This window comes from Candidatus Dormiibacterota bacterium, from assembly GCA_035635555.1.
Taxonomy (GTDB): domain Bacteria; phylum Acidobacteriota; class Polarisedimenticolia; order Gp22-AA2; family Gp22-AA2; genus Gp22-AA3.
In genome coordinates, this window is the sequence record DASQAT010000016.1 from 1 (window position 1) to 12,840 (window position 12,840).

Annotated in this window: 10 protein-coding genes; 6 read left to right on the forward strand and 4 right to left on the reverse strand. The window is 68.3% G+C overall.

Annotation, left to right across the window (positions count from 1 at the left end):
- Positions 1-276 precede the first annotated feature (276 nt).
- Positions 277-852, forward strand: coding sequence for a TMEM175 family protein (locus VEW47_04345; GenBank protein HYS04402.1), 576 nt, complete (start codon positions 277-279; stop codon positions 850-852).
- 1 nt (position 853) lies between these two features.
- Here the strand turns inward: VEW47_04345 and VEW47_04350 are convergent, their stop codons facing one another.
- The 3 genes from VEW47_04350 to VEW47_04360 are packed head-to-tail and all read right to left on the reverse strand — an operon-like array spanning position 854 to position 4,668.
- Positions 854-2,986: an EAL domain-containing protein gene (locus tag VEW47_04350; protein ID HYS04403.1), complete on the reverse strand. Its 2,133-nt coding sequence runs from the start codon at positions 2,984-2,986 to the stop codon at positions 854-856.
- A gap of 7 nt (positions 2,987-2,993) precedes the next feature.
- Positions 2,994-4,169 (reverse strand): hypothetical protein, encoded by a 1,176-nt coding sequence (locus tag VEW47_04355; GenBank protein HYS04404.1) that lies wholly within the window; start codon positions 4,167-4,169, stop codon positions 2,994-2,996.
- A complete protein-coding gene (locus VEW47_04360; protein HYS04405.1) occupies positions 4,156-4,668 on the reverse strand; it encodes a hypothetical protein in 513 nt (170 codons plus the stop codon). Before VEW47_04360 ends, VEW47_04355 begins: the two co-directional genes overlap by 14 nt.
- 177 nt (positions 4,669-4,845) lie before the next feature.
- On the opposite strand from VEW47_04360, the gene VEW47_04365 reads away from it, so the two are divergent.
- The 3 genes from VEW47_04365 to VEW47_04375 all read left to right on the forward strand — a co-directional run bounded on the left by VEW47_04365 (position 4,846) and on the right by VEW47_04375 (position 7,477).
- Positions 4,846-6,102, forward strand: a complete 1,257-nt coding sequence (locus VEW47_04365) for an NAD(P)/FAD-dependent oxidoreductase (GenBank protein HYS04406.1) — start codon at positions 4,846-4,848, stop codon at positions 6,100-6,102.
- Positions 6,103-6,110: 8 nt separating this feature from the next.
- Entirely contained in the window at positions 6,111-6,659 is a 549-nt protein-coding gene (locus VEW47_04370) for a TerB family tellurite resistance protein (protein HYS04407.1), read from the forward strand.
- Positions 6,660-6,946: 287 nt separating this feature from the next.
- Complete coding sequence (locus tag VEW47_04375) at positions 6,947-7,477, forward strand: PIN domain-containing protein (GenBank protein HYS04408.1); 531 nt, start codon at positions 6,947-6,949, stop codon at positions 7,475-7,477.
- 28 nt (positions 7,478-7,505) lie between these two features.
- On the opposite strand, the gene VEW47_04380 is transcribed toward VEW47_04375, so the two are convergent.
- On the reverse strand, positions 7,506-9,662 hold the full coding sequence (locus tag VEW47_04380; protein HYS04409.1) for a M3 family metallopeptidase: 2,157 nt from the start codon (positions 9,660-9,662) through the stop codon (positions 7,506-7,508).
- A 265-nt stretch (positions 9,663-9,927) separates the two neighbouring features.
- Here VEW47_04380 and VEW47_04385 point away from each other — a divergent pair, with 265 nt between their 5' ends.
- Positions 9,928-11,061 (forward strand): S8 family serine peptidase, encoded by a 1,134-nt coding sequence (locus VEW47_04385; protein ID HYS04410.1) that lies wholly within the window; start codon positions 9,928-9,930, stop codon positions 11,059-11,061.
- 106 nt (positions 11,062-11,167) lie between these two features.
- Positions 11,168-12,835 (forward strand): biosynthetic peptidoglycan transglycosylase, encoded by a 1,668-nt coding sequence (locus VEW47_04390; protein ID HYS04411.1) that lies wholly within the window; start codon positions 11,168-11,170, stop codon positions 12,833-12,835.
- Positions 12,836-12,840: the final 5 nt, after the last annotated feature.

The following is a 12,840-nucleotide window of genomic DNA, read 5'->3' on the forward strand; positions in this document are numbered from 1 at the left end:
GGGCAAGAGTGGGCCCGGCACTCGGTATGCGGACAGCGGACTGGAACGAACACGGGAGCCTCCACGCGACGCGGGGAGACTCCCTGTAGAAAGAACCGTGCCGGGAGCGAGAAAACTCAGGAAGTCGTCAGCAACGCCTGATCGGACCCCTTGCGGAGCCTCCCGAAGACCGGCGTCCGGTCGGACCTGAACAGGAGTCCATCCTTCCCGTCTCCATCCGGACGGCCATCCGCACGCTTGTCGGGCATTTTCCAAAAGAGTATAGACTGCGCCCCGATGTCCGGGACCCGCCTCGAAGCGTTCAGCGACGGCGTGATCGCGATCCTGATCACGATCATGGTGCTCGAGCTGAAGGTCCCGCACGGGACCGACGGGCAGGCGCTGCGTCCTCTGATCCCGGTGTTCCTGACCTACGTCCTCAGCTTCATCTTCCTGGGGATCTATTGGAACAACCATCACCACATGCTGCAGGCGACCGGGCGCGTCAACGGCGCCATCCTCTGGGCCAACCTTCACCTCTTGTTCTGGCTGTCGCTGATCCCGTTCGGGACGGGCTGGATGGGAGAGAACCACGCGGCGCCCCTCCCCACCGCGCTCTACGGTGTCCTGCTTCTGATGGCCGCCATCGCCTACACCATCCTGCAAACGACCATCATCGCCCAGCAGGGCCCGGACTCGAAGCTGCACGAAGCGGTGGGCGGCGACCTCAAGGGGAAGATCTCGATCGTGTTGTACGTGACGGCGATCCCCTTGGCCTTCGTCAAGTCCTGGATCGCCATCGGGCTCTACGTCGTCGTCGTTCTCATGTGGCTCGTGCCGGACCGGCGGATCGAGTCCAGGATCAATCGCTGATTCAGCGGGCGCGGCGCGCGCCGGCTTCCCGCCTGGCGGGCTTCGGAAGATCCGGGTAGAAGCGGGCCAGCACCTCCTCCTCCACCGCATCTCCCTCGAGCGCCGGGGAAAAGAGGTGGCCCTGGCCCAGCGTGCAGCGGAGCCTGCGGAGCTCCTTGAGCTGCCCGTCGGTCTCGATCCCTTCCGCGATGACCTCGTGCCCGAGTGCCTTCGCCAGACCGACGATCGTGGCCACGATCTGGCGCGCCTTCTCGGTCTCTTCCATCCGGGCGACGAAGACCTGGTCGATCTTCAGCAGATCCACCGGAAGACTCTGGAGCGCGGCCAGCGACGAATAGCCGGTCCCGAAGTCGTCGATGGCCACCTTGAAGCCGCGCCTCTTCAATCGAAGGAGCATCTTGGTCACCTGGTTGGGGTGCTCGATGAGGGTGTTCTCGGTGATCTCGAAATGCAGAAGCGTCGGGTCCAGGCCGGCCTCCTCCACCAGCGTCGCGATCTCCTCCTCGAGATCCGCGCTGTAGATCTGCCGGAGCGACAGGTTCATCGCCAGAGTCAGGGCCCGGAACCGCGGGTCGAGATCGTGCCAGTGCCGCAGACGCCGGCACGCCTCGGTGAAGATCCAGTTCCCGAGCGGCAGGATGAGACCGGTCTCCTCGGCCAGGGGGATGAATTTCGTCGGCGGGATCAGCCCTCTCTCGGGATGCCGCCATCGCAGCAGGGCCTCGAATCCCCGCAGCGTGCCGTTCTCCAGGTCGATGATCGGCTGGTAGACGACGTGGAACTCGTCCCGTTCCAGGGCCTGGTGGAGGTCGGTCTCGAGCCTGAGCTGCTCCTGCGCGCGCGCCAGCATCTTCTCGTCGAAGATCTCGCAGCGCGCGCGGCCGTGGGCCTTGGCCCGGTACATCGCCGTATCGGCGTCCCTGAGCAGGTCCTCGGGCCGCTCGTATTTGCCCGGTCCCAGGACGATTCCCGTGCTCAGCGTCACGTACAGCTCGCGCCCCTCGATCTTCACGGGCTTCCGGAACTCCTCCTCGATCTCCCGCACCGCCTGCGTCGCCTCGCGCAGCGACTGGATCTCCTGGAGGAGCACGGTGAACTCGTCGCCGCCCATCCGGGCGATCGTCCAGTCCCGGCTGCGGTGGCCGTACCGGCCAAGCACCTCCTCTTCGTCGTCTCCCGCGGAGCCGAACACACGCTCGATGCAGGCGCGGAAGCGACCCGCGACCTCCTGCAGGACCCGGTCGCCGATCAGGTGGCCCAGGCTGTCGTTGATGTTCTTGAAGCGGTCGATGTCCACGAAGATGATCGCCAGGCTCTCGTCCCTGCGGCGCTTGCGGGCCCGGCCGAAGGAATGCGCCAGACGATCGAAGAACAGCGTGCGGTTCGGGAGATCCGTCAGAGGATCGTGGAGCGCCAGGTGCATCAGCTGCTCCTCCATCTTCTTCCGTTCGTCCACGTCGGTCTGCGAGCCCGCGAAGCGGTGAGGCTTCCCGCTCGTCTCGTCGCGGACTGCGATGCCCCGCGACAGCATCCAGCGGTAGGAGCCGTCGGCGTGGCGGAGCCGGTACTCGGCCGCGAGATGCGCCGTGCCGCCGGCGAGGTGGCTCTTGATCCGCGCCTCGAGGCCGGGGCGATCCTCGGGATGGACGCGATCGAGCCACGCCTCGGGAGTGTCCATGACCCCGGCGTCATCGTGGCCGAGTGCCGCCTTCCAGCGCGGGGAGTAGTAGATCGTGTTCGCGACCAGATCCCAGTCCCACAGCCCGTCATTCGATCCGCGGGCCGCGAGCTCGTAGCGCTCCTGGCTGCGCCGCAGAGCCTCTGTCCGCGCCGACACAATCTCCTCGAGATGGTTCGAATGGTACCTGAGCCTGTCGTGCAGGCGGCCCGCCAGCGCCCCAACGGCCGCCAGGATCGGGGCGAACCCGTCGGTGAAGAAGTGGACCGGCGTGACGCGGTGGAGCCCCTCGACCATCCTGAGTGTGAGCCCATGAGGCAGGTTCTTGTAGAGGGCGTAGTAATCGACCAGGTAGCCGACCACGGTCAGGCTCAGCCCGAAGGTGAAGCCCAGCCCGCAGTACACGACCATCCTGGAGCGCAGGAAGGGGCCGGTGGACGCCAGCCCGGACCACAAACGCGACTCAGACGGCCTTGGAGTCGACATCCGCCCTGCGGACCTTGGCCGCACGGACCGCGACCGGCCGGCCGCCCGGTCGCGCGAGCGACGCGAGCCGTCGTCCCCGCTCGGCCGCCAGCCACCCCAGAACTCCCGTCGCGACGACGAGCGCGCCCATGAGCACGAGGGACGCCGGGCCGGCGGCCGAGAGGGGGCCCAGGATCTTTTCCTGCGCGGGAAGATCGTCGACCGCCTTCGCAAGGGCCTCGATTCTTGCCTTCTGGTCCTGCGCCAGACCGGCGGCGTGCAGGACCTCGTTGTAGCGGTGGTAGCGTTCGAGGTTCGCGCGCAGCACCTCCCGCTCGGAGGCCGTCGCGTAGCTGCGGCGCCGCAGCGCCTCCATTTCGCCGTCCAGGAACCGAGGGAAGAGATCGGCCACGTTCACGGGTCGCTGGGCGGCCGCGTGGGTCTTGGAAGAGGCGTCATCCGTCACCACGGCGGCGAGGACACCCAGAACCGCCTCGTTGTGCTCGTGCGACTTCTTCACGTCCGCATCGAGCTGGTCCCGCTCCGCCACGATCTGCATGAGGTCGCGCTTCAGCTGACGAAAGCGGACCAGGACCGACTCGAGCTCGGGGTCCCCGGCGAGAAGACCGAGAATATCGTCGCCGGCCGTGTCGGCCATCCGCTTCAGCACGTCGATCTCGAGGAGCCGCTCGGTCCTTTCGTAGCTCTCCGTGTGGGTCAGGAACGCCCGCTCCTCCGAATCGGCAAGCAAGGCTCCGATGAGTTGATCCCGTTCCGCGCGCAGACGCTGGATGACCGACGTGGCCCACTCCGTGTAGTCGCGCACGGTCGAAATGTCCTTCTTGATGTCAGGGGGCTGCAGGTCCTGGAGGGCCTTGACGGTGAAGTCGTCGAGCTTGTGGGTGACCGCCTGCAGCCGGCTCAGCCTGGCCTGGAGCGGCGGCAGGAGCTCCTTGGTGAACACCCCCTCGGGATCCCAGTCCGGCCGCTTCTCGATCAGCGTCCGCAGCCGTGAGACCGCCGAGCCCGCAGCACGCAGCTCGCCGTCCGCCAGGCACCCGCGGGCCCTTTCGTACAGCTCGTGAGGATCCGCCTCGACCTGCGACGCGCCCCGCACGCAGGTGACCCCGAGAACGAGCGCGCCCGCGAGAACAGCCGTCCTACGGACAATCATCCCGGGCTTCCCCTCTGGACGTGATGAAGACCGGGTTCGCACCCGCGCGATCGAGGCGGAGACAGGACGAGCGGGCGGAACCGTACCGGGACAGCCGGACGTCCTTCATCGGTTCCTGACCCGCCTCCCGGACCACGGGGATCGGCCGGTACGAGGCCGTGGTCGTGCCGGGCTGCGGGGTGATCTCCCAGAGGGCGCGAAAGGCATCGGCCACGACGTAGAGCCGGCCATAGTTCATCATCAGCTGGACGGTCGCGGACGTCCTCGCCCCGGGCAGGACCCCTTCCGCCTTCAGGATCGGCGACAGGTCGATCCGGCCGACCAGGGGCGGACGCTCCGCAAGCACAACCGTCCCGTCCGCCTCGAGAGTGAGCGGAATCCGCAGGGAATGCTGCTCGAGCGTGAGGGTCGGCTCGACGGACTGGGTCGCGCAGGAGGAGCCCGCGGCCGCCAGGAGGAGAAGCAGCGCTGTCTGCGGCACAAATCGCCTGCCACGCACGGTTCGAATCCTCACGCCTGCGAACAATCGTCGCCAGGTATCGCCACGAAGCGCCCCCGGCGGCGTCGCCCGCGGGCGGCGCACGGATCCAATCTAGGTAATTGCGGGAGTGTTGCAAGCGCCGGCGGGCGGATTACGGATCGGTAACAGGCGCCGGACCACAGGTATGATCCCCTGGTGCCCATTGCCATCCACGACGCCATCATCATCGGGGCCGGGGTGTCCGGACTGGCGGCCGCCCGCCGGCTGCAGAAGGCCGGACGCCGGGTGCTGGTGCTCGAGGGGCGCGATCGGATCGGCGGCCGCGCCTTCACCGACACGACCACCTTTCGCCGCCCGTTCGACCACGGCTGCCACTGGCTGCACTCACCGGAGGAAAATCCCTTCACGCGGTTCGCCGACGCAAGCGGGTTCGTGTACGCCCGCGAGGCGGCGCACGGAGGCATCTACGTTGACGGCGCAAGACTGTCGCCGGGCGACGAGCAGGCGGCCGTGGAGTTTCGCGAGCGCACCTTCGCCGCCGTCCGGCGCGCCGGCCGCGCCGGGGCCGATCCGCCGGTGTCGGAGCATATCGACCGGACTCACCAGGCCGCCGCCTACGCCGCGCACTGCTTCACCGCCAAGATGGGGATCGAGCCGCGTCTTGCGTCCACCCGCGACTTCGCCAACTACCGCTGGATCGGGGAGGACCGTCCGGTCCGGGATGGGTTCGGGGCGCTGGTTTACGCCCAGTTCGCCGATGTGCCGGTGACCCTGGGGGCCCGCGTGCGGCGAATCGACCTGACCGGGGCACGGCCGCGGATCGAGTCCGATGCCGGCCTCTGCGAGGCGTCCCAGGTTCTCGTCACCGTCTCGACCGGTGTGCTGCGGGCCGAGGCGATCGACTTCACGCCGCGCCTCCCCGACTGGAAGCTGCGGGCGATCGAAGCGCTCCCGATGGCCCGGGCGCTGAAGATCGGGCTCGAGTTCACGGCCGACGTCACCGGTCTCACCGGCCCGGCGTTCCTGACGTCGATGAGGCGGCACGGCCGCGACGCCATGGACGTCGAGATCTGGCCGACCGGCTGGGACGGAGTCACCTGCTACCTGGACGGCGACCTGGCGCTCCGCCTCGAGGAAGCCGGGGGCCGCGCCGCCGAAGACTTCGCCCTCGATACTCTCGCCGGAATTTTCGGCACGTCGATCCGCCGCTCGCTCCGCACCAGCGCCCGCACCGGCTGGAACCAGGACGACCTCACGCACGGGACCTACTCTGCGCCGCTCCCCGGCCACGCCGATGCCCGCGGTGCCCTCGGCCGTCCGATCGACGACCGCCTGTTCTTCGCCGGCGAGGCCATCCCGATCGCCTGGGCCGGAGACGCGCACGGCGCCTGGCAGAGCGGCCTCGACGCCGCCGAGGCTATGCTGGGCCGGTCGCCGGAGGGGAAGGTATAATTCCGTACATGTCGATCCTGAAATTTCTCGGGTACGATCCGGGCCGGACGGCCGCGGCGCATGAATCGGCCGAGACCGAGACCGTAAGAAAAATCGTCGCGGCCCTCGACCGCCTCGAGCCCGACCGGGCCCGCCACATCGCCATCTTCGCCTACATCCTCAGCCGCGTGGCCCGAGCCGATCTGGTGATCAGCGAGGCCGAGACCCGGGCCATGGAATCGATTGTCGAGGAGGCGGGCGAGCTCACCCCCGAGCAGGCCATCCTGGTGGTGCAGATGGCCAAGACGCAGGCGATCCTGTTCGGCGGCACCGAGAACTACATCGTGACGCGGGAGTTCAACAGGCTGGCCACCCGGGAGGAGAAACTGGCCCTCCTGCGCTGCCTGTTCGCCGTCTCGGCGTCCGACGATTCGATCTCGGTCATGGAAGACAACGAGATCCGCCGCATCGCCGACGAGCTCCGCCTGACCCACGAGGACTTCATCGAGGTCCGATCGGAGTTTCGCGACCGCCTCTCGGTGCTCAGGAAGCCGCCGGAGGGCGGCGCCCAGGGTTGAGACCTGCGGTACTCCATTGCGTACGTACGCGCCCGCGTATATCATACGTACATGGCGAAATTGACCCTGAACGTTGACGCAGCCGTCGTGGCCCGCGCCAAGCGCTATGCGGCCCGGCAAGGGACCTCCGTGTCACGCCTGGTCGAAAAGATCCTCTCCCTTGTAGTCATGAGGATCGCAAAGGACGACGAAGAACTTCCCCCGGTTTTGGCTCGTCTTCGGGCCGAATTGAAAGACTCGAAGCCCGACCCCACCGACTATCGAAGGTACCTGGAGCGGAAATACCGTTGAAGCGCACCCTCGTGGACGTCAACGTTCTGCTCGATGCCGTCCTCGAGCGGGCGCCTCATGCGGAAGTCGCGACGAAGATCTGGACGGCCGTCGAAACCCGACAGGTGACGGGTCTCGTGCCCGGCCACGGCGTCACGACTCTCTTCTATCTGTTTTCGCGCGCCCGGGGGGCCGACTCCGCCCGGCGCGCCGTCGCGCATCTGCTCTCGGTCTTCGGCGTGGCGGCCGTCGGGCAGGCGACCCTTCAGCGCGCCCTGACGCTCGGCTGGACGGACTTCGAGGACGCAGTCTGCGCAGCCGCCGCCGAGGCAGCCGGCTGCGACTTCATCGTGACCCGCGATCCCGCCCGCTTCGCGGCCTCGCCGGTTCAGACAGTCGACCCGGCGACGGCCCTCGCCCTGCTCGAGCGGAAGGGCGGGGCGGGCAGACTTTCAGAGCGCCGCGGAGCCCCTTATGTCAAGGGACCCCGGACACCCTCCGGGCGGTCGCGGCGGAAGCGGCCACGCCGCGCAATCGTGAACGCCTGATCCTGGAAGATCCTCAGCCGTTTCGCGTCTATCCCGGTGTGGACGTTCCGCCGGTCTGCGCCACCGGCACCGGGAATCCGCGCTTGCGCATCAGGGCCGCGATTCCAGGATCGCGGCCGCGGAACTTGCGGTAGTCCTCGGCGGGATCGATGGTGTTCCCCGTCGAGAAGACGTTGTCGAGCAGGCGCTTCGCGACCGTCTTGTCGTACGGTCCGCCGGCCTCCACGAACGCCTCCCAGGCGTCGGCCGAGAGGGTGTCGGACCAGAGATAGCTGTAGTAGCCGGCGGAATAGCTGTCGCTCGAGAAGATATGGGCGAACTGCGTCGTCCGATGCCGCATCACGATCTCTTTAGGCATGCCGAGCGCTGCGAGCGTCTCGCGCTCGAAGACCTGCGGATCGATCGTCTTGTCCGCCGTGGCCGCGAGGTGCAGCTTCATGTCGACGAGGGCGCCGGCGAGGTACTCCACCGTGATGAACCCCTGGTTGAACTTCGAGGCCCGATCGATCTTGTCCACCAGCTCCTTCGGCATCGGCTTGCCGGTCTGGTAGTTCAGGGCGAAGCGGTTGAGGATCTCGGGGACCGGCACCCAGTGCTCGAGAAGCTGCGACGGGAACTCGACGTAGTCGCGCGCGACGTTCGTGCCGGCGAGGGACGGGTAGTTCACGGATGACAGGAGCCCGTGCAGCGCGTGCCCGAATTCATGGAACATCGTCAGCGCGTCGTCCCAGCTGATCAGCACCGGCTCCCCCGGCTTCCCTTTGACGAAGTTCGCGTTGTTCGACACGATCGTCGTCACGACACCGTCGTACTTCGACTGGTTGCGGTATGCGTTCATCCAGGCCCCCGAATTCTTGCCGGGGCGCGCGTACGGGTCGAAGTACCACAGCCCGACGTGCTTCCCGGCCGCGTCGGTGACTTCCCACACGCGGATGTCCGGATGCACGACGGGAACGCCCGTGGCCGGTTTGAACTGCAGTCCGAACAGCTGGCCGGCGTTCCAGAAGATCGCCTCGCGCATCTTCTCGAGCTGCAGGTAGGGCGTGACGGCGTTCTGGTCGAGGTCGTACTTGGCCTTGCGGACCTTCTCGGCGTAGTACCGGTAATCCCACGGCTCGATGGTGACCTTGGGGCCGCCCTTGGCCGCCTCCGCGTCCGCCACCCCCTGCATGTCGGCGACCTCCTCGTGCACGCGGGCGACGGCCGGCTTCCAGACCGCCTCCATCAGCTCCATGGCGCGCTCGGGGGTCTTGGCCATCGTATCCTCGAGCCGCCAGTGGGCGTGCGTCTTGTAGCCGAGGAGATTCGCCCGCTCGGCGCGCAGCTTCAGGATCTCGGAGATCGTCGCGTTGTTGTCCTTCGCGTCGCCGTTGTTGCATCGGGCGTAGTAGGTGCGCCACACCTTTTCGCGCAGGTCGCGCCGGTCGGAGTACGTCAGGAACGGCTCCATGCTCGAGCGCGTGTTCAGGATCGCCCACTGTCCCTTGTGCCCGCGCGCCTCGGCGGCTTGCGCGGCCCCCGTGCGCACCCCGTCCGGCAGCCCCGCGAGGTCCGATTCCTTCTCGAGGTAGAGGACGTAGTCCTTCTCGTCGGCGAGGAGATTCTGGGAGAACTTCGTGAACAGGCTGGCGAGTCTCTGGTTGATCTCCGCCACGCGCTGCCGGGCGGCGCCTTCGAGGCGCGCGCCGGCGCGGACGAAGGTCGTGTAGTCGAGCCAGACCAGCCGCTTCTGCTCCGGCGTCAGCCCGCTCGCCTCCCGCGCGTCGTAGACGGCGGCGATGCGCGAGAACAGCTCCTTGTTCTGGACGATCTGATCGTTGAAGGCCGCGATCTTCGGCGCCATCTCCGTCTCGACCTTCTGGAAGTCGTCCGTGCTCATCGTCGAGCTGAAGACGCGGTAGATCGCCGTGGCCCGGTCGTACGGCTTTCCCGCCCGCTCGAAGGCGGCGATGGTGTTGTCGAAATCGGGCTTCGCCGGATTCTTCGCGATCGCGTCGATCTCTTTCAGGTTCTCGGCCATCGCGGTTTCAAGGGCGGGCTTGAAATCCGCGACCTTGGCTTTGTCGAACGGCGGCACGCCGCCGTACGACCCGGTCCATTTCTCGAGCAGCAGGTTCCCGGTTTTCACGGGAGTGGCGGCAAGCACGATGGCGGCGGCGACCAGAAGCAGACCGGTCCTCGACATGGGCGGAGCTCCTTTCAACGAGTGAGGCCAGGGATTTTATTACGGATCGGGCTCCGGGTCGCGAGAACTTGACACTCCGGAGGCCCATCCCACGAGCGGCCTCACCGCAGGATGATCACGGAGACGCATCGGATAAACCCCGCCCTGGCGATCAGGAGTCTCACCACCTCGATCCAGTGGACTGCCTGATTGCTGCCCTGCGCGTACCGGAGCATTTTGGCGCCGAGCATTCGGGAAACGGTTCAATATCAGGAGGAGACTCAGCATGAAACGTCCGGCCCTCGTCGTCATCGCGCTGTGCGCTATCGCGGTCGTCGCCCTCCCCATCACCCTGGCCGACGTGGCCTCCCCGCAGGGATACATCGTCGTGCTGAAGCCCGGCGCGAATGCCGCCGCGGTCGCCGCCGAGCACGCCGTGCGGCTCGGTCTCCAGGTCGGCTTCGTCTACACGCAGGCGCTGCAAGGCTACTCCGCCCTCGTGCCCGCGGCCGCCCTCGACGCCCTGCGCAACGACGCGCGCGTGGCCTACGTCGAGCGAGACCAGCCGGTCCACGCTCTCACCACCCAGACCGGTGCGACCTGGGGTATCGACCGAACCGATCAGCGTGCGCTGCCGCTCTCCGGCACCTACACGTACACGGCCACCGGAGCGGGCGTGTCCGCCTACGTGATCGACACTGGGATCCGGAAGACCCACACCGAGTTCGGCGGGCGCGCCGTGCACGGCTTCGACGCGGTCACCATGGGGCTGAGCTCCGACGACTGCAACGGACACGGCACGCACGTTTCCGGGACGATCGGCGGGGCGACCTACGGAATAGCGAAAGGCGTCCGGCTCGTCGCCGTGCGCGTGCTGAACTGCGCCGGCATCGGGCTCAACTCGGGCGTGATCGCAGGTATCGACTGGGTCACCGGCGACCACGTCGCGGGCGCGCCCGCGGTCGCGAACATGAGCCTCGGCGGCGGCCAGTCGGCGGCGCTCGACCAGGCCGTCCGCAACTCGATCGCCGACGGCGTCGTCTACTCCGTCGCCGCCGGGAACGACAACGCCGACGCCTGCGGGGGCTCCCCGGCCGACGTGGCGGAGGCGATCACCGTGGGCGCGACCGATTCGGCCGACGGCAGGGCGAGCTTCTCGGACTTCGGCTCGTGCGTCGACTGGTTCGCCCCCGGCGTGAACATCACGTCGGCCTGGTGGCTGACCGACACATCGACGAACACGATCAGCGGCACGTCGATGGCAACACCGCATGTCACCGGCGTGGCCGCCCTGTACCTGCAGGGCAACCCGACCGCGACGGCGCAGCAGGTCCGCGACGCGCTCTTCAACCTGACGACGAAGAACATCGTCACGAACGGCCAGAGCGCCAATAATCATCTCCTGTTCACGAACTTCTAGCGAGACCTGACCCCGGTTGTGCGCGGCGCGATGCGAACCGATCTATCCTTGAACCGTGTTCACGGTTCGCCCCCTTCCTCCCCGACGACGCCGGCTGATCGCCGCCGTGGCGGCCGCGCTGGCGCTGGGCCTCGGAGCGCTGGCGGCCCGGCCGCTGCTCGCCCGCGCCGTCCGCGGGCGGATCGAGGCCGAGGCCGCGCGGCGCGGGCTCGTGGCCCGGATCGACAGCGTGCGCGTCGGCCTCTGGCCTCCGCTCCTGCTGACCGGCGTCGCTCTCGAGCAGACGGAGCGCTGGCGCCTGAGCGCCGACACGGTCGAGGGCTGGTGGCCCGGGCGGACGCGCCTCACCGTGGGTCACGCCGTTCTGCACGGGCCTGCGGGGCTGACGGTCGCCGCGGAGTCGACCACCTGGGACGTCGTCGGCCTCGGTCGTGACGGCTTGCGTGTCGCGCTGCGGCGGCCGCAGGCCGGGCTGGTCCTGAGCCGGATCGTCGGCCCCGGCGGCAGCACCTGGGCGCTCGAGGCCCGCGACCTGCCGCTGGGCCGGCTCCTCGACGTGCGACGGTTCGACCAACCCCTGCTCGACGGCGGGACGATCCGCGGTTCGCTGACCTTGAGGACCTCGGCCGGCGTCGAATCCTTCGACCTGGACATGGCCGCACGCTCCGCCCGCCTGCCCGCGCTCAAGGGGGACGGGTCGGAGCAGCAGGAGCTCGGCGAGCCCACGGAGGTGGCCGTGCGGGGGACCGGCTCCTGGACACGGGCGGAGGGTTTTCTCGACGTCCCGAGCTGGCGCGCGACGATCGCCGGGGCGGCCGTCTCGGGCACCCTCGCAGTTCGCGATCTCGACACCGACCCGAGCGTGGACCTGACGCTCGATGTGGAGCGCCTGGACTTCGCGCGCCTGTTGCGCACCTCGGGTCTCGAGGCGCCGCAGAGGCTCGGCCCCGCGGCCGCCGCCGGGCTCGGCGACGACCTCGGCTCGGCCTCGCTCGCCGTCCGCTCGCAGGGCCGCCTCTCGGACCCGATGTCCTTCGTGGTGAAGCAGCGGCTCGACTTCACACCGCCGCGGCGGCTGCCTGCCGCGATTGAGCGGCTCCGGGGAGACTTCGTGCTCGAGGCCGGACTGGGCCCGGGCCCAGTCCATTCGATCGACGTCTCCCCCGCGTCCCCCGACTTCATCCCGCTCGCCGCGGTGCCGCCGCTCTTCCTGCGCACGCTCCTTCTGGGGGAAGATGCGGGCTTCTACACGCATCCCGGCATCGACTTCAGGGAGGTCCCCGCGGCGCTCCTGACCAACTGGGCCCGCGGCGGCGCCGCGCGCGGCGCTTCGACGATCACGCAGCAGCTCGCCAAGAACCTGTTCCTGTCCCCCGAGAAGAGCTTCGGGCGCAAGCTGCAGGAGCTGTCGCTCACGCTGCTTCTCGAGTCGGCCCTCGGCAAGGACCGCATCCTCGAGGTCTACCTCAACGTCATCGAATGGGGCCCGGGACTCTTCGGTCTGCGGCCCGCCGCCCGCACCTACTTCGGCCGTGAGCCCCGGGATTTGACGCCGGCCCAGATGGCGTTCCTGGTTTCGCTGATCCCCGGGCCCGTGAAGTACCAGAGCTCCTTCGCCCACGGCACGCCCGGGCCCGGCCTCCGCCTGCTCGTGGACAACCTGCTCGCGAAGCTCCGCTCCGAGGACGCCCTGGACGAGGAGGAATACCGGCAGGCCCTGGACGAGCCGATCCTCGTCCTGGGCCGCGAGCCGCGCACTCCGGGCGCCGGATAACGCGC